This is a genomic window from Nonomuraea sp. NPDC050790, assembly GCF_044456745.1.
Taxonomy (GTDB): Bacteria; Actinomycetota; Actinomycetes; order Streptosporangiales; family Streptosporangiaceae; genus Nonomuraea.
The window spans coordinates 941058-956832 of the sequence record NZ_JBITGF010000001.1 but is presented as its reverse complement, the minus strand read 5'-3'; the positions used below and the strand labels follow the sequence as shown (position 1 = coordinate 956832).

The following is a 15775-nucleotide window of genomic DNA, read 5'->3' as shown; positions in this document are numbered from 1 at the left end:
TGACCTCGATATCGGGATAAGTAGCGATATCGTGCTTGGGCATGACACACCCGCTCAGCGCCCTCCGCGCCCTGGCCGTGGACGACACCGGCCGGCGGCCGCCTGCCGTACCGGGGAAAGTCCACGGACGGCGCGGCCGATCGCCCCGGACGGCGGCGGCCCCTGGCGCGGACGGGAGGCGGTGACGGCCCATGGAGACGCGGACGGGCGACGCCCTGATCGAGCGGATCCGCACGCACCCGGCCGACGACGACATCGTGGGCCCGGCCGCCCACCACCTGCTCACCGAGCTGTACGCGGGCTACCCCGTCGAGAACCTCGGCAGGCTCCTGCACAGCGACGACGAGACCGTGGCAGGGACGGGCGCCTGGCTGCTGGCTGAGCTGACCGAGCTCGCCGCCCCGATGATGGACGAGATCCCCGCCCTCCTGGCCCACCGCAACCGCATCGTCCGCCACTACGCGATCGCCGTCGTCCTGGACAACGCCGGCGAACGGCACGGCCCCGCCATCGCGCAGGTCATCGGCCTGAGCGAGGACCCGGAGAGCGCCATCCGCTGGAAGGTCCTGGACTTCCTGGCCGGAGCGTCGCTCGAGCAACTGGAGGCGGGCGCGGCCTGCCTGCCCGCCGGCCCGCTCAGGGACCTCACCGAGTGGCTGGTGCTGCAGGAGGACGAGGAGCCCGACCTGCCCGGCATCGTGCGAAGGCTGACCGCGGGCGACGCGGTGACCAGGCTGTTCGCCGCCGCGGCCGCCGCGAGCCTGTCCGGGCCCGGCGACATGACCCTCCTGGAGCACGCCGCGAGGGCCGAGGAGGAGGAGATCCGCGCCTTCGCCGAGGAACGGCTGGCCGAGCTGCGCGAGGATGCCGCCAGTCATCCGCCGGAAAGTACCTAAGCACGACAGATTCCTCGCTCACGGCAGCTCCGTAGCTTTGTGGTCAAGACGAACGATCACTGAGGAGAAGCACATGAGCGACATCAACGAGCTGGTCCAGCGCTACCTCGCCGCCTGGAACCAGACCGGCCCCGAGGCCCGCCGGGCGGAGCTGGCGGAGGTCTTCGCCGACGACGCCGTGTACACCGACCCGCTGGTGTCGGTACGCGGCCGCGACGGCCTGGACGCCACGATCGCCGCCGTGCAGGGCCAGTTCGGCGGGCTGGTGTTCAGCCTGGGCGGGCCGGTGGACGCCCACCACGACATCGCCCGGTTCACCTGGCACCTGGGTCCTGAGGGGGGCGAGCCGCTCGCCATCGGGTTCGACGTGGCCGTCATCGGCGGCGACGGCCGCATCACCCAGGTGCTCGGCTTTCTCGACAAGGTCCCGGCCGGCGCCTGAGCCCGTACCGAACCAGGAGGAGAACGATGACCGCGTACATGCTCGCCCACCTGCGCAAGGTGGAAGAGGTCCACCCCGACGTGCTGGAGTACAAGGAGCGGGTCCAGGCCGCGCTGGACCCCTTCTCAGGCCGCTTCATCGTGCGCGGCGGCGAGGTCGACGTCCGCGAGGGCGAGTGGCCGGGGGACGTCATCCTGGTGGAGTTCCCGTCCATGCGCCACGCCCGCGACTTCTACGACTCCCCCGCCTACCAGGAGATCCTCCCGCTCCGCACGAAGCACCTGGCGGGCGAGCTGATCATCGTCGAGGGCGTCTGAGGCCCGGGTCACACGTCGTAGTTGAAGCCGAAGGCGCGCACGCCGGTCTCGGAACGGGGCCGGTGGCTCGTCTCCGGGCCGAACGCGACGTAGGTCCCCGGCCCGTAGGTGCGCTCGCCCTCGATGAGCTCGCCCTGGACCACGAAGTACGCCTCGCCGTAGGCCGCGTGGACATCGACCCGCGGCCACTCGGCGCCGGGCGCGAGATCGATGACCCAGGTCCTGATCCCCGGCATCCCCGGCAGCATCCGCGCCTGGATCCCCGGCCCGATCTCCACGGCGGGCACGGCGTCGACGTCAACCGGCAGCGTCTGTCCAGGTAGGACCTGTTCTGGCAGGGTCATCGCCCCAACCTACACGGCCGGTTGTGGCCGCCTCGCAGCCCTTCTTCGTCCCGGTGTGGCCGAGGTGCTCGCGCAGCGCGTCCAGCAGCGTCGTGCGGTTCCTTGCCCAATCCTGACGATCAGCCGGGAGGCGTCCGCCGGCCGTTCAGCGCGGAGTGGCGGTAGCTGTAGCCGAAGTAGATGACCAGCCCGATCGCCAGCCAGATGGCGAAGCGCAGCCAGGTCGCCGGGCTCAGGAAGGTGATCAGCCACAGCGAGAACAGCACGCCGATGGCCGGGACCCACGGCATGCCGGGCGTGCGGAACGTGCGCGGCAGGTCGGGCCGCCGGTAGCGCAGGACGATGACGGCCACGCACACCACGACGAACGCCAGCAGGATGCCGATGTTGGTCAGCTCGGCCGCCTCGCGGATCGGCAGGAACCCGGCGATGAGCGCGGAGACCACGCCGACGATCCAGGTGATGCGGCTGGGCACCCGGCGCACCGGGTGGACCTTGGCGAACCAGCGCGGCAGCAGCCCGTCCCTGCTCATCGCGAACCACACGCGGGTGACGCCGAGCATGAAGGTGAACATGACGGTGAGGATGCCGATGATCGCCCCGGCCGCGATGACGCCCGCCAGCTTGGACAGCCCGACCGCGGCGAAGGCCGAGGAGAACCCGCTCTCGGGGTCGATGTCCTTGTAGTTCTGCATGCCGGTCAGGACCAGCGTGGCCAGGACGTACAGCACCATCGAGATGGCCAGCGAGTAGATGATCGCCTTGGGCATGTGGCGCTGGGCGTCCTTGGACTCCTCGGCGGCCGTGCTCATCGCGTCGTAGCCGAAGACGGCGAAGAACACGGTGGCCGCGCCGGTGATCGCGCCGGCCACCCCGAAGGGGAAGAACGGCGTGTAGTTGACCGGGTTGATGAAGAAGAAGCCGACCACGATCACCAGCAGGACGACGGCCACCTTCACCACGACCACGAAGGTCTCGAAGCGGGCGGCGGCCTTGATGCCGAGGTTGAGCAGGAACGCGATCAGCAGGCACAGCACGACCGCGAACAGGTCCACGACCCGTCCCGGCCCGGTGCCCGGCGCGCCCAGCATCCACGCGGGCAGCTCCAGGCCGAGGTTGCCGACCAGGAACCCGAAGTACCCGGAGATGCCGATTCCCACGACCGCGACGATGGCCGTGTACTCCAGCAGCAGGTCCCAGCCGATGAACCAGCCGGCCAGCTCCCCCAGGACGGCGTAGCCGTAGGTGTAGGCGGAGCCCGCCTTCGGGATGAGCCCGGCGAACTCCGCGTAGGAGAAGGCCGCGGCCGCGCTGGCCACGCCGGCGAGCAGGAAGGAGATGAGCACCGCGGGACCGGCGGTCTGGTTGGCGACCGCGCCGGCGAGGGCGAAGATCCCCGCGCCGATGATGCCGCCGATGCCGATCGCGGTGAGCTGCCACAGGCCGAGCGCCCTGGTCAGCTCTCCTTCGTGTTCACTGGCGATCTGCTCCACGGGCTTGCGCCGGAACACTCCGGAGCCGCCTCCGAACGCATGCCGATCCGCCATCGGTCTCGCCTCCCTGTGTACGGCGTCGCCGCCGGTGAGGGGAGTGCCTGGAACCTACCCGCTTCTCCGCCCGCCGTACCGGAAACGGGCACCTTCCCGAAACGCCCGCCGTACCGGAAACGGGCACCTTCCCGGAACGCCCGCCCTGCCGGGAGGTCAGCGCAGTGCGTCGGCGGGTTCCATGCGGGCCGCTCGCAGCGCCGGATACAGGCCCGCCAGCAGCCCCACCAGCGCTCCTGCCACCGGCGCGGCCAGCGCCAGCCGTACGTCCAGCACCGGGGTCCACTGGCGGACGGCGGCCACCGCGACCACGGCCACCATCCCCAGGCTGGCCCCGATCACCCCGCCGGTCAGGCCGATCAGGCTGGATTCCATGAGGAACTGGGCGGCGATGTGGCGGCGGGCGGCGCCCAGGGCGCGGCGCAGGCCGATCTCGGCGACGCGTTCCATGACGGTGACCAGCGTGACGTTGGCGATGCCGACCGCGCCCACGACCAGGGAGACCAGGCCGAGGATGAGGAAGAGGCCGTTGACGTCGTCCTGGGCGCCGTCGCGCGCCCGTTTCGGGCTCTGCGGCGCGATCACCTGCAGTTCCGCGCTGCGGTTGGGGCTGAGCGCGAGCGGCGCCTGGCGGGCGATCAGCTCGGCGGCGCCGAGCTGGGTGGCGACCAGGACGCGGGTGACGTCCTTGAGCCCGATGTCGGGCCCGAGCGTGGGCGGGACCAGGACGGCGCTGGCCAGGATCTGCTCGCGCCGCAGGCCGCCGATGACGCCGATCACGGTGTAGGCGCGGTCCTTGATGAACACCGCGGGCGCGTGCTCCAGGCTCGTGATGCCGAGCATGGCGGCGGCCTGCTCACCCAGCACGACGACGCGATCGCGGCGGGTGACGTGGCCGCCGTCGTAGAAGCGCCCGGCCGTCATCCGGCCCAGGGTGGTACGCGGCAGGTCGGGGGTGGCCGCGACGACCGCGAGGGTCTGGCCGGACACCCGGGTGGGGTCGAGCAGGTTGTTGGCCGTCACGACGAGGTTGGAGCTCTGGTCGCTCTGCGCCAGCGCGGTGGCCGAGGTGACGCCGCGCAGCCGGTTCAGCTCCCCGGCGGCCGCCCAGGAGACCAGGGGGTGGTGCCCGCCGCGCGGCACCTCGACGGTGACGCTGGTGGCCAGCAGCTCGTCGAAGCGGCCGACGATCTGGTTGCCCGCGGTGGCGGCGATGCCCAGCGTGACCACCAGCGTGGCGATGCCGAGGACGGTGCCGAGCGTGGTCAGGGCCGAGCGCACCGGGCGGGCGAGCATCCCGGCCAGCGACTCGTTCCACAGGTCACGGAGTTTCACTGAGCACCCCGTCCGCGATCCTGACCCGGCGTTCGGCCCTGGCGCCCACCTCGTCCTCGTGCGTGATCACCAGGATGGTCAGGCCGTCGGCGCGCAGGCCGTCGAACAGGTCGAGGATGGCCCCGGTGTTGCGGCTGTCGAGGTTGCCGGTCGGCTCGTCGCACAGCAGCAGGGCGGGCCTGGCCATCAGGGCGCGGGCGATGGCCACGCGCTGGCGTTCGCCGCCGGAGAGCCGGTCGGGCGGGAAGGCGAGGCGATGACTCATGCCCACCTGCTCCAGTGCCTGTTCCGCGCGGGTGCGGCGGCCGGCGCGGGGGTGCGGGCCGTACACCTCGGCGAGCATCACGTTCTCCACGACCGTGCGGTGCGACAGCAGGTGGAAGGACTGGAACACGAAGCCGATGCGGGTGCCGCGCAGCCGGGTCCGCCCGCCGTCGCGCAGCGCGGTGGTCTCCACCCCGTCCAGCCGGTACGTGCCGGCGGTCGGCCGGTCGAGCAGGCCGAGGATGTTGAGCAGCGTCGACTTGCCGGAGCCCGACGGCCCGGCGATGGCCACGTAGTCGCCCTGCTCGACGCGCAGGTTCACCCCGGCCAGGGCGCGTACCGGCGGGTCGGAGGGGAACTCCCTGCTGACATCGGTCAGCTCGATGACGGGCTCAGGCATCGCTCACCACGACCCGGTCGCCCTCCTTGAGCTCGCCCGCGCGCACGGGGGTGACCTTCACCGCGCCGTCGGCGGTCAGGCCGGTCCGTACCTCGACCTCGCGGGATCGGTCGCCGTCCAGGGCCACCCTGACCCGGGGCCGGCCGTCGGCGGAGGTGATAACGGCGGCCACGGGCACGGCCAGCACCTCGCCGTCGGTCGTGCCGACCGAGATCCGCACGGTCATGGGCGAGCCGACCAGCGGCTTGAGCCGCTTGGCCGTGCCGGGCGTGAGCAGGACGGGCACCGAGCCCGTGTCCTCCTCGTCCTTGGGCTTGTCGGCGCCGGCCTTGGCCTCCTCGCCGACCGCGCTGAGCGTGGCGGGGAGCTGGGTTCCGTCCATGGTCTCCATCGAGGCGTCCTGGCCGGCGCGCAGCAGCTTGGCCTCCTTGGCGTCGACCGATCCGGTGACCGCGAAGGCCGAGCCGGTCACGGTGGCGACCTTGCCCTCGATGGTGTCGCCCGGCTTGACCTCGGCCTTGTCGACGCGGGCCGGCAGCTTCGGCAGGAAGACGATCTCACCGGCCGGGACGCTGACGCCGTAGGTCTTGCGGAACTCGGCCAGCAGGGTCCTGGCGTCGGCCAGGTTCGCGACGCTGTGGGCGACCTTGGCCCGCAGCGGCGAGACCTTCCTGGCCCGGTTCAGCGCCTGGGCGGCGGTGGCCTCGGCCTCCTTGGCGGTGCGCACCGCCTTGCGCAGCTCCTCCAGCCGCCGGTCGCGGTCGGTGCGGACCTGGTCCTCGTACGCGGCGACCGCCTGGTGGGCCTCGTCCAGGTCCTGCCGGGCGTTGGCCAGCTTCATCTCCAGCAGGCTGGTGTCCACCGCGGTGGGCGTCGGGGCCGGGGTCGTGGTCGGCGCGGGGGCCGGTTTCCTGGCCTCGGCCAGCGCCTGCTCGGCCGCGAGCACCGCCTCCTCGGCGGTCCGTACGGCACGGCGCAGCGCGGCGAGCTGGGTCTCCTGCTCCGGCGTGACCTGCGGCGCCTCGGCCAGCGCCCTCTTGGCGGAGTTCAGGTCCTTGCGGGCGTTGTCGTGGCGCAGCCGCAGCGGGCGCACGTCCAGGCCCTCGTCCAGCGCCTTGCGGTCGGTGGCCAGGGTCTCCTGCGCGGTCTGCACGGCCTGGCGCAGTTGCTGCAGGCTCTTGCGCGCCTCCAGGTCGGGTTCCTGCGCCTTGTAGCCGCGCTTGGCGTACCAGCGTTTGACCGCGGCGACGGTGGCCGCGTCGAAGACGCCGCCGGCCCGCACCCGCAGGGCACGTTGGAGCTGCTTGACGTCCTCGCCTTCGGTGCCCGGCACCAGCGGGCGATACATCGGCTTCTTGCCCTGCAGCGCGAAGACCGGGCGGCCGTTGACCTGCATCAGCGTCTGGCCGGCGCGGATGGGGCCGGGTTTGGGGGCGGTGGTGACGCGTTGGGCGGCGCCGTTCGGGCCGCCCGCCGCGCCGCTCGCCGTGTTCCCGCCGACCATTCCGGCCAATGTGACCGGAAGCGGCGAGCCGTACGTGAGGGTGCCGCTGACGGTCACGGTGCTGGTGAGCTTGCGGCGCTCGACCGGCGCGGTGACCAGGGAGGGTTTGGGCGCGCGGCGGGCGGCGGCCTCGTCGGCCGGTGAGCGCAGCCGGGAGCCGACCACCCAGCCCGCCGCGGCGATGACCAGCACGCCCGCCACGACGAGGGCGAGCACTCGTGATCTGCGCACGCTAGTTCGCTACCGTGGTCATCATCATGCCGACGCCGGGCAGGAGCTGGGCGCTCTCGTAGACCGCGTTGGCCTTGGGACGGTAGACGGCGTAGAAGTCCTTGCCGCACTCCAGGTCCTCCAGCGCCGCCTTGATCTCACGCCGCAGCAGGGGCCTGGCCTCGTCCGCGGTGACGTTCTCACCTCCCGGGCCGAGCTGCGTGAACTCCTTCATGAACGGTTCCTCGGTGCTGCGCACGATCTCCGAGGGACGTTGCGAGGCGACCCGGTATCCCTTGCCCTTGAGGCAGTCGGCGAACGTGCTCGCCATCTCCACGAGCTTGGGGTCACCGTCGATCTCGCGGCCGATGATCTGCTTCATCATCTCGCTCTGGGCCTTGGACGCCTCCTCCATCGACTTCAGGTTCTTGCCGGTGACCTTGTTGATCATTTCCAGCGAGCAGGCGCCCATCGCGTCGAAGTACGCCTCCCGCTGCGCCTTCGGCAGGCCGGAGATGACCTTCGCGTTGGGGTCGTCGCCTTCGTCGCCTTCGGCCATCCGCCGGGCCATCCGGCCCACGCCGTCGTTGGGGTAGACAAACGAGGCAGCAAACCCAAACCCATATTTTTCGCGATATTTCCGCATTCCTTGGTAGTCGCCGGACATTTCCTGCTTGATGGCGTCGGGCAGCTCCGGCATGGACACGATCGGGTGGTAGGTGAAGCCTTTGCCCTTCATGCAGGTGGCGAGCTGCGCCTGGTTCTGGCGGTGCTTGCCGGCCTGGTCGGCGGAGGGCGTGGCGGCCGCCTCGGTGCCACCGGAGGAAGAGCATCCGGCGACGGCCGCCAGCAGGGCCGCGACGATGATGAGCGGCACTCGGGAGTGGGTCATAGGGCTTCACTGTCGGCAGTGCGAGCTGAAGAGAACCTGAACGCGCCTGAAGCCCCGGCCGCCCGGTCAGCGCAGGTCGCGGATGAGCGCGCCGATGATCGACTCGACCTTTCCCGAGTCGAACACGTCCGACCCGATCAGCAGCGTCACCGCCCGCCGCCCGTCGTCGGTGACGGCGTTCCTGAACTTGTGCCCGCTCGGCATGCTCCCGCTGTGCCCCCACGTGACCAGGCCGGGTGCGTGCCGGTACCCCTCGACGCCCAGGCCGTAGTCCTGGCCGAGGTCGTCCACGACGGTCTCCTTCATCTCGGCGAGCTGGGCCGGGGCCAGCAGCCTGCCGGTCATCAGCGCCGTCCAGAAGGCGGTGGTGTCGGCGCCGGTGGAGATCAGCGCGCCCGACGCGTCGGCCTCGGAGGTGTTCCATTCGGTCCGGTCCACCGTCTTGCCGCCGCGCTTCACATACCCCCGCAGGTCGGGCTTGGGAAGCGTGGTCCGGTCACCGGGCCAGACGGTGTCGCGCAGCCCGAGGGGCTCGATGATGCGCCGCCTGATCTCGGTGCCGATGTCGCGGCCGGTGACCTTGGCGACGATCAGCCCGGCCAGGTTGAAGTTGGTGTTGGAGTAGGCGAAGCCCGACGGCGTGCGTTCCGGCGGGGGCAGTCGCAGGGCCTGCCTGACCGTCCGCAGGGGCTCGATGTGGTCCCAGCGGTGTTCCTCCTCGTCCTTCCAGAACGGCGCGGCCAGGTAGTCGGGCAGGCCGCTGGTGTGCCGCAGGAGCGCGCGGATCGTGATCTCGCGGCCGTCGTAGTGCCGGGTGCGGACGAGGCCGGGCAGATGGTCCTCGACGGTGTCGTCCAGCGTGAGCCTGCCCTCACCCGCGAGCTGCAGCACGACCGTGGCCGTCCAGGCCTTGGTGTCGCTGCCGATGCGGCTGTGCTCGTTCCCCGTGACCTTGCGGCCCGTCCTGCGGTCGGCCAGGCCCACGCCGCCCGACCACACGCCGCAGCGCGGGCTCTTCACGGTCACCGCGATGCCCACGCCGATCCGGTCGAGGGCCTTCATCGCGGTCCTGATGGGCGCGGTGTCGCAGCGCGGCGCCGCCGACGCCGCGCCGGGCGCCGCCACCAGGCAGGCCGTGACCGCCAGGGCCGTCAGAGCAGCGCGCATGAGATCTCCTTCGACGATACTGCTGCATGCTGAAAGCGTCGCGAGGGTCCTGGCCGCGCGCATGCGACGCCCGTCCAGACATTCCGCGCGGCTTTTGTACGGCCGGCCAAAGAGGTGACCATGATCGACAACGGGGCACCCGATCTCGCCCACGTGCTGGAGGCGCTGGGCCCGTCGCCGCTGCGGCCGCTGACCGGCCCGCCCGACCGGCCGGTGCCGGTCTCCGGCGTGCTCGTCTTCGAGCCGCGGGCCCCGCTCCCACCGGTCAGGGACGCGATCCTGCTGGCCGTCGGCGTGGACACGGCCGGGGCGGCGGCGAGGGAACTGGTGGAGGCGGCGGCCGGGCTCGGCTACTCCTGCCTGGTGGTGAAGAGCTTCGGCGAGCCGGTCGCCGAGCTGGCGGAGGCGGCGCGGCGGTCGGGGATCGTGCTGCTGACCGCCGACGAGTCCGTGGCCTGGCACCATCTGGACGCGCTGATCTCCTCCGCGCTGGCTTCCCCCGCACGTTTCGAAACGGCTGCGGGGACGCCCGGGGCGGGCGACCTGTTCGCGCTGGCCGACGCGATCGCCGGGATGGCGGGCGGCGCCACCGTGATCGAGGATCGGCACCGGCGCATCCTGGCGTACTCGACGCTGCCGGGCCAGGCCATCGACGAGGGCCGCCGCCAGGGCATCCTGGGTCTGCAGGTGCCCGAGGGACCGGAGTACGACGAGCAGTACCGCGAGCTGGTCAGGGCGGGGCGCACCTGCCGGTTCCCGGCCGTTCACGGCGGGCTGCCCCGGCTCGGCGTCGCGGTCCGGGCGGGCGGTGAGGAGCTGGGCTCGGTCTGGGTGGTCGACGACCGTCTCGACTCGGCCGCGGAGCAGGCGCTGTCCGACGTGGCCGACATCGTCTCGCTGCACCTGCTGGCCGCGCGTACCGCGGCGGGCGCCGTCCGGCGCGGGCACGCCGAGCTCCTGCGGCGGCTGCTGCTGGCCGACCCGGGCGCCGCCGCCGCGGTGGCCCCGCAGCTCGGCCTGGACCCGGACCTGCCGGTCGCGGTGGCCGCCTTCGCCGTAGCCTCGGACGGGGCCGGCGACGTCCTGGCCGCGCACGCGACCACCCGGCTGGCCGACCTGGTGAGCCTGCACTGCGAGGCCCGCTACGGCAGGCACGCCTGCGCACTGATCGACGGCACCGTCTACGCCCTGCTACCAGACGGCCCACCCCAGAAAACGCCCCCGCCGAGCGGATCCGCGCACAAAACGCAGCGCGCCCCTTTGCCGGGCGGATCCCCGCAGAAGACACACGTGCCGGGCGGATCCGCACAGAAGGCGCACCCATCGGGCGGATCTGCACAGAAGGCGCGGCGCGAGCTGGTCGCCGACATCGCCAGGCGGGCGCACGTGGCGCTGCGGGTGCCGGTTCACGCCGGGCTCGGCTCCCCCGCCGAAGGGCCGCGCGCCATCGCGGGCTCGCGGGCCGACGCCGACCTCGTCCTGCGCGCCCTCGCCGACCGGCCGGGCGAGCACGGCCCCTGCCGGGTGGCCACGATCGAGGAGATGTGGGCGGGCGCGACGCTGTCGGCGCTGGCCGAGGTCCTGTCCGCCCCCGACGCGCCGCCACGCAGGCTCGGCCCCCAGGTACGCGCCCACGACCTGGAGCACGGCACCACCTACGCCGCCACCCTGCTCGCCTACCTGGAGGCCGACGGCGACGTCGCCGCCGCCTCCCAGCGCCTGTCGGTGCACCCGAACACGATCCGCTACCGCCTCTCCCGCGCCGCGGAGATCTTCGGGTTCGACCTCGCCGACCCCGACGAGCGGCTGGTGCTGTGGCTGCGGTTGCGGCTCGGCCGCTGACTCACAGCTCCAGGTCCCTGAGCTCGCCGCGGGAGGCGACGCCGAGCTTGGGATAGGCCTTGTACAGGTGGAAGCCGACCGTGCGGTGGCTGAGGAAGAGCTGGGCGGCGATGTCCCGGTTGGACAGGCCCTGGGCGGCCAGCCGTACGATCTGCAGCTCCTGGGGGGTGAGCGCGGACGCCGCGCCCTCGCCCGCGCGCGACCCCCGCTCGGCCGCGCCGGTCGCGGTGAGCTCGCCGCGGGCGCGCTCGGCCCACGGCGTCATGCCGAGCCGGTCGAAGACCTCCAGCGCGCCGGTCAGCAGGCCGCGGGCCTCGGCCTTGCGGCGGGCCCTGCGCAGCCACTCGCCGTACAGCAGCGCGGTCCTGGCGTATTCGAGGGGGCGGCTGTCCTGGTCGTGGAGCTTCAGCGCCTCCGTGTACGCCTGCTCGGCCTGGTCGTCGGCGCCCAGCAGGCCCCGGCAGCGCAGCACCAGCGCGTCGGCCCACGGCCGGCGGACCGCTTCGGCCCAGCGTTCGAAGCGGGCCAGCGGCTCGGCGGCACGCTCGTGGGCCCCGACCCGCACCGCGGACTCGACCAGGTCCGGCGTGGAACGCGTGGCGCAGATGTGGTGGCGCATCGGCTCGCGGGCCAGGCGCTCGAACCTGGTCAGGGCCGACTCCGCGCGGCCGAGCCCCAGGTCGAGCAGGCCGAGCGACCAGTAGGCCCACGGCGCCCCCGGTGAGATCATCCCTGCCTCGGCCCCCGCCAGCCCGGCCTCGGCGTGCCGTTCGCACGCCTGCTCGTCTCCCCTGGCCGCGTCGAGGTAGGCCAGCACACTGTTGAACTGGCTGACCCACTGCCGCTGGCCGGTGTCGCGGGCCAGGCCGAGCGCCTCGGTCGCGGTGGTGAGGGCGTCCAGGTGGCGGCCGGTGAAGACCTCGCCCTCGGCCATGAAGAACAGCACGGTCGGCAGCCGACCGGCGCCGCCGCGGGCCCGGTGCCCGGCCGCGAGGGCGCCGGCGAGCTGGTAGGCGTCGGCGTCCTGGCCGCGGGCCAGCGCCGCGCCGCACAGGATCATCAGCGCCTGGTCGGGAACCTGGCCGAGGGCGCGTACCGCGTCGAGGGTCGCGCCCAGCGACGGCGGCGGCCCGGGCCGGCCCGTCTCCAGCAGGCGGACGAGGAACCCGGTCACCGGCGCCAGGGGGTCGTCCTCGGCCTGCGGCAGGGCGGCCAGGCGTTCGAGGGTCGCCGCGAGCTGCGTCTCGCCCAGGTACCAGGAGGTGTGCACGGCCTGGATCAGCATCTGCGCGGCCTGGCCGGAGTCTCCGGCCAGCGCGGCGCCGTCGAGCAGGCCGCGGTGGGCGGCCGGGTAGGACCCCTTCCAGAAGTCGGCGAGCGCCCGCACGTGCGCCAGCCGCGCCTGTACGGCCGGCGTCGCCCCGGCCCGCGCCGCCGCGCGGCGGCCCAGCTCACCGGCTCGTTCCAGGTCGCCGGTCTCCAGGGCGGCCTCGGCGGCCAGGGCCTCGCGGCGGGCCCGCGCCTCGGGCTCGGGGCTCAGCCGGGCCGCCCGCTCGTAGGCGGCCGCGGCGGCCTCGTACCCGCTGCGCTCGCGGGCGCGGGCGGCGGCGAGTTCCAGCGCGTCGGCGGCCTGCCGGTCGGGCCCGGTGGCCGCGGCGGCGAGGTGCCAGGCCCTGCGGTCGGCGTGCTCGGGCCCGTCGAGCACCGCCGCCAGCGCACGGTGTACGGCCAGCCGCCGGCCGAGCGGCGCCCGCTGGTAGACGGCGGCGCGGATCAGGGGGTGGCGGAAGCGCAGGCCGTCGTCCGGCCCGCCGCGCACGATGAGCTCGGCCTGTTCGGCGGGGAGCAGGTCGTCCACGCCCGCCCCGAGGCTCTCGGCGGCGCGCAGGATCGCGGTCAGGTCGCCGGCCTCGTCGGCCGCGGCGACCAGCAGCAGGGTCTGCGACGCGGCGGGCATCCTGCTGACCTGGCCGTGGAAGGCGAGCTGGAGGCGGCTGGTCAGCGGCAGCGCCCCCGGCGCGAACCCGGCCGTCTCGCCGCCGGGCGCGAGCGGCAGCTCCAGCAGCGCGAGCGGGTTGCCCCGCGCCTCGGCCAGCAGGCGGAAGCGCAGCGCGGGCGGCAGCGGGTGGCGGTCCAGCAGCGCCGCGGCGGCCTCGGGCGGCAGCCCGGAGAGCCGCAGTTCGGGGATCCCGGGCGCGAGGAACGAGCCCTCGCCGTCGCGCGCCGCGAACACCATGACCACGCCCTCGGCCCGCAGCCGCCGGGCGGCGAACAGCAGCGCGTCCCGGGAGGCCCGGTCGAGCCACTGCGCGTCGTCGACCAGGCAGAGCAGCCCGTCCTGTCCGGCCTGCTCGGTGAGCAGCGACAGCACCGCGAGCCCGACCAGCATCGGGTCGGCGCCGACGCCGGAGCCGAGCCCGCAGGCCGACTCCAGCGCGGCCCGCTGCGCGGCGGGCAGGGCGGTCAGGTGGCCGAGGGCCGGGCGCAGCAGGAGTTGCAGTCCGGAGAAGGCCAGTTCGGCCTCGGACTCGGCCCCGGTGCCGCGGAGCACCCGCAGCCCGTCCGCCAGGGACGCGGCGTGGCCGAGCAGCGCCGTCTTGCCGATCCCGGGCTCGCCGCGCAGCACCAGCGCGGCGCTCTCACCGCGCCGCGCCCCGGCCAGCAGGCCCGCGACCGCGCCCGCCTCCGGCTCTCTCCCTCGCAGTTGCACCAGCTCGGACATGTTCCAATCCTGGCAGCGCGCCGGAGTCCGCGCGCGCTCCCGGAGGCTGGTAGAGTCGTCGGCAGTTGCAGTTGTGGTATCCCATTCAGACTTGGCGCACCTGGCGATGTGATCGTTCAGGTGCGTTTTTTGTTACCGGTCATCTCCGGAGGGGCGCTTCGCGGCAACGCGGGATCCGCACGGGTCCCGGTTCTGCACACCTGTCAAATAGGAGATCAGCATGGCCGTCGGCACCGTCAAGTGGTTCAACTCGGACAAGGGCTTCGGCTTCATCGAGCACGAGGGCGGCCCCGACGTCTTCGCGCACTACTCGCAGATCGTCTCGCAGGGCGGTTACCGCGAGCTGCGCGAGGGCCAGAAGGTGTCGTTCGACATCGCCCAGGGCCAGAAGGGCCCGCAGGCGGAGAACATCGTCCCCGCCTAGTCCGCTCGGGTGAGGACCGGGGCTCGCATCCTTCGGGTGCGGGCCTCCTCCTTTTTCACGGGGAAGAGCATGATGCCGGCGACGACCAGCGCCGCCCCGGCCACGTGCCAGGCGGTCGGCGTCTCGCCCAGCAACGCCACGGCCGTCAGGACGCCGATCACCGGGACCATGTTGAGGATGACGCCGGCCGTACCCGCGGGGATGTGCCTGATCGCGTGGTTGTAGAGCACGAAGCCGAGCGCGAAGCAGACCCCGCCCACGAAGATCGCGGCCAGCCAGTACGGCAGGGCCACGCCGGTGGGCGGCGGCTCGTGCCCGCTCACCCACGGCCAGAGCGCCAGCGGCGCCACGATCACCGTGGCGTAGGTGAACTGGTAGGTCGTCATCGTCAGCGCGTCCACGCCCGGAGCCGTCTTGGCGGCCAGCGTCACATAGACGGCCGCGGCCAGCGAGCCGCCGAGCACGATCAGGTCGCCGGGGTTGAACCCGCCGAGGCCGCCGCCGTCCAGCACCAGAACGCCGAGGAGCGCCAGCACGAGGCCGAGCACGGCCCTGCCCCGGATGCGCTCCTTCAGGAACATCGCCGCCAGCACCAGCACGAACGCCGACTCGGTCGCGCCGAGCAGCGAGGCGTTCGTGGCCGTGGTGAAGCTCAGCCCGAGCGTGAGCCCGCCGTAGGCGAGCGCGGGCTCGAACAGCCCGAGCAGCGCGAAGCGCCACTGACCGGGCGCGGGCCCCGGCCCGCCGCGCGCCATGAGCACCGTCCAGAGCACCGCGGTCGCGGCGGCGAGCTTGACGACCAGCAGGGTGAGCGGGCCGAAGCCGCCCAGGGCGTACTCGGTCGCGGTCGTGGCGGCGCCCCACCCCACGGCGGCGGTGATCAGGAGCGCCCGGCTCACGAGACCGACCTTTCCACGGGGCAGCGGTCCTGCGGGCAGGCCGTGTAGTCGCACAGGCGGCAGATGCGGTCGGCGCGTTCGCGGCTCACCGCGAGGGCACCCAGCACCTGCTCGGCGAGTTCGGCCAGCGCGTGTCCCTGCTCGCCGGTGAGCGCGCCGCGCAGGACGGCCCGCCGCTCGGCCACGATCGCCTCGGCCGTCTCGGCGCCGCGCTCGGTCAGCCACAGCGACACGCTGCGCCGGTCCCGTCCGGGACGGCGTTCGACCAGGCCCTCGGCGGCCAGCCGGTCGACCAGGCGCACGGTTCCTGAGCCGGTGATGCCGAGCACCTTGCTGAGCGCGTCGACGTGCTCACCCGGCACGGCCAGGATCGTGGCCAGGGCCGAGGCGGCGGTGGCGCCGTGGGCGGTGACGCGCCGCGTGGCCTCCTCCAGCTCGTCGGCGAGGCCGACGACCAGAGCGCTGACGAGGTTCGCAGATCTGTCGTCCATGCCATCCATAATAGCTGACTGAGTCAGTCATATAAAGTCCGGGGTTGGCCGCGGGCCGAAGATCGTATTGGCTGGAGGC

At 73.1% G+C, this 15775-nt stretch carries 15 protein-coding genes; 5 read left to right on the top strand and 10 right to left on the bottom strand.

The window, feature by feature from the left end; all coding sequences use genetic code 11:
• The first annotated feature begins 191 nt into the window (after positions 1–191).
• The 3 genes from ACIBEJ_RS04400 (at position 192) to ACIBEJ_RS04390 (ending at position 1655) form a co-directional block, all read left to right on the top strand.
• Positions 192–896 (top strand): hypothetical protein, encoded by a 705-nt coding sequence (locus ACIBEJ_RS04400; RefSeq protein WP_397181163.1) that lies wholly within the window; start codon positions 192–194, stop codon positions 894–896.
• 73 nt (positions 897–969) lie between these two features.
• Positions 970–1338 (top strand): nuclear transport factor 2 family protein, encoded by a 369-nt coding sequence (locus ACIBEJ_RS04395; RefSeq protein WP_397181162.1) that lies wholly within the window; start codon positions 970–972, stop codon positions 1336–1338.
• A gap of 26 nt (positions 1339–1364) precedes the next feature.
• Positions 1365–1655: a DUF1330 domain-containing protein gene (locus ACIBEJ_RS04390; RefSeq protein ID WP_397181161.1), complete on the top strand. Its 291-nt coding sequence runs from the start codon at positions 1365–1367 to the stop codon at positions 1653–1655.
• Positions 1656–1663: 8 nt separating this feature from the next.
• Here ACIBEJ_RS04390 and ACIBEJ_RS04385 read toward each other — a convergent pair whose 3' ends face one another.
• The 7 genes from ACIBEJ_RS04385 to ACIBEJ_RS04355 all read right to left on the bottom strand — a co-directional run bounded on the left by ACIBEJ_RS04385 (position 1664) and on the right by ACIBEJ_RS04355 (position 9318).
• Positions 1664–1999 carry a cupin domain-containing protein gene (locus tag ACIBEJ_RS04385; RefSeq protein ID WP_397181160.1) on the bottom strand — a complete coding sequence of 112 codons (336 nt, stop codon included), beginning with the start codon at positions 1997–1999 and terminating at the stop codon, positions 1664–1666.
• 119 nt (positions 2000–2118) lie between these two features.
• A complete protein-coding gene (locus ACIBEJ_RS04380; protein WP_397181159.1) occupies positions 2119–3546 on the bottom strand; it encodes an amino acid permease in 1428 nt (475 codons plus the stop codon).
• Positions 3547–3702: 156 nt separating this feature from the next.
• Complete coding sequence (locus tag ACIBEJ_RS04375; protein WP_397181158.1) at positions 3703–4881, bottom strand: ABC transporter permease; 1179 nt, start codon at positions 4879–4881, stop codon at positions 3703–3705.
• Complete coding sequence (locus ACIBEJ_RS04370; RefSeq protein ID WP_397181157.1) at positions 4868–5545, bottom strand: ABC transporter ATP-binding protein; 678 nt, start codon at positions 5543–5545, stop codon at positions 4868–4870. Before ACIBEJ_RS04370 ends, ACIBEJ_RS04375 begins: the two co-directional genes overlap by 14 nt.
• A complete protein-coding gene (locus ACIBEJ_RS04365; RefSeq protein ID WP_397181156.1) occupies positions 5538–7280 on the bottom strand; it encodes a peptidoglycan-binding protein in 1743 nt (580 codons plus the stop codon). The genes ACIBEJ_RS04370 and ACIBEJ_RS04365 overlap by 8 nt, the downstream gene beginning before the upstream one ends.
• Before the next feature lies 1 nt (position 7281).
• Entirely contained in the window at positions 7282–8151 is an 870-nt protein-coding gene (locus ACIBEJ_RS04360) for a hypothetical protein (protein ID WP_397181155.1), read from the bottom strand.
• Between the two features lie 66 nt (positions 8152–8217).
• The gene (locus tag ACIBEJ_RS04355) at positions 8218–9318 is read right to left on the bottom strand and encodes a serine hydrolase domain-containing protein (RefSeq protein WP_397181154.1); all 1101 of its coding nucleotides are present in this window, start codon (positions 9316–9318) and stop codon (positions 8218–8220) included.
• A gap of 120 nt (positions 9319–9438) precedes the next feature.
• Here ACIBEJ_RS04355 and ACIBEJ_RS04350 point away from each other — a divergent pair, with 120 nt between their 5' ends.
• Positions 9439–11160, top strand: a complete 1722-nt coding sequence (locus tag ACIBEJ_RS04350; RefSeq protein ID WP_397181153.1) for a PucR family transcriptional regulator — start codon at positions 9439–9441, stop codon at positions 11158–11160.
• Between the two features lies 1 nt (position 11161).
• Here the strand turns inward: ACIBEJ_RS04350 and ACIBEJ_RS04345 are convergent, their stop codons facing one another.
• Entirely contained in the window at positions 11162–13882 is a 2721-nt protein-coding gene (locus ACIBEJ_RS04345) for a LuxR C-terminal-related transcriptional regulator (protein WP_397181152.1), read from the bottom strand.
• A gap of 220 nt (positions 13883–14102) precedes the next feature.
• On the opposite strand from ACIBEJ_RS04345, the gene ACIBEJ_RS04340 reads away from it, so the two are divergent.
• Positions 14103–14306: a cold-shock protein gene (locus ACIBEJ_RS04340; RefSeq protein ID WP_397181151.1), complete on the top strand. Its 204-nt coding sequence runs from the start codon at positions 14103–14105 to the stop codon at positions 14304–14306.
• Here ACIBEJ_RS04340 and ACIBEJ_RS04335 read toward each other — a convergent pair.
• Entirely contained in the window at positions 14303–15205 is a 903-nt protein-coding gene (locus tag ACIBEJ_RS04335; protein WP_397181150.1) for a DMT family transporter, read from the bottom strand. The genes ACIBEJ_RS04340 and ACIBEJ_RS04335 overlap by 4 nt on opposite strands.
• On the bottom strand, positions 15202–15696 hold the full coding sequence (locus ACIBEJ_RS04330; protein ID WP_397181149.1) for a MarR family winged helix-turn-helix transcriptional regulator: 495 nt from the start codon (positions 15694–15696) through the stop codon (positions 15202–15204). The genes ACIBEJ_RS04335 and ACIBEJ_RS04330 overlap by 4 nt, the downstream gene beginning before the upstream one ends.
• Positions 15697–15775 lie beyond the last annotated feature (79 nt).

What these genes read in the sequence shown, in the direction of transcription:
- ACIBEJ_RS04400 (WP_397181163.1), top strand. Translation starts at nt 192, where the DNA reads ATGGAGACGCGGACGGGCGACGCCCTGATCGAGCGGATCCGCACGCAC.
- ACIBEJ_RS04390 (WP_397181161.1), top strand. Translation starts at nt 1,365, where the DNA reads ATGACCGCGTACATGCTCGCCCACCTGCGCAAGGTGGAAGAGGTCCAC.
- ACIBEJ_RS04360 (WP_397181155.1), bottom strand. Translation starts at nt 8,151, where the DNA reads ATGACCCACTCCCGAGTGCCGCTCATCATCGTCGCGGCCCTGCTGGCG.
- ACIBEJ_RS04385 (WP_397181160.1), bottom strand. Translation starts at nt 1,999, where the DNA reads ATGACCCTGCCAGAACAGGTCCTACCTGGACAGACGCTGCCGGTTGAC.
- ACIBEJ_RS04340 (WP_397181151.1), top strand. Translation starts at nt 14,103, where the DNA reads ATGGCCGTCGGCACCGTCAAGTGGTTCAACTCGGACAAGGGCTTCGGC.
- ACIBEJ_RS04355 (WP_397181154.1), bottom strand. Translation starts at nt 9,318, where the DNA reads ATGCGCGCTGCTCTGACGGCCCTGGCGGTCACGGCCTGCCTGGTGGCG.
- ACIBEJ_RS04350 (WP_397181153.1), top strand. Translation starts at nt 9,439, where the DNA reads ATGATCGACAACGGGGCACCCGATCTCGCCCACGTGCTGGAGGCGCTG.
- ACIBEJ_RS04330 (WP_397181149.1), bottom strand. Translation starts at nt 15,696, where the DNA reads ATGGACGACAGATCTGCGAACCTCGTCAGCGCTCTGGTCGTCGGCCTC.
- ACIBEJ_RS04345 (WP_397181152.1), bottom strand. Translation starts at nt 13,882, where the DNA reads ATGTCCGAGCTGGTGCAACTGCGAGGGAGAGAGCCGGAGGCGGGCGCG.
- ACIBEJ_RS04380 (WP_397181159.1), bottom strand. Translation starts at nt 3,546, where the DNA reads ATGGCGGATCGGCATGCGTTCGGAGGCGGCTCCGGAGTGTTCCGGCGC.
- ACIBEJ_RS04395 (WP_397181162.1), top strand. Translation starts at nt 970, where the DNA reads ATGAGCGACATCAACGAGCTGGTCCAGCGCTACCTCGCCGCCTGGAAC.
- ACIBEJ_RS04370 (WP_397181157.1), bottom strand. Translation starts at nt 5,545, where the DNA reads ATGCCTGAGCCCGTCATCGAGCTGACCGATGTCAGCAGGGAGTTCCCC.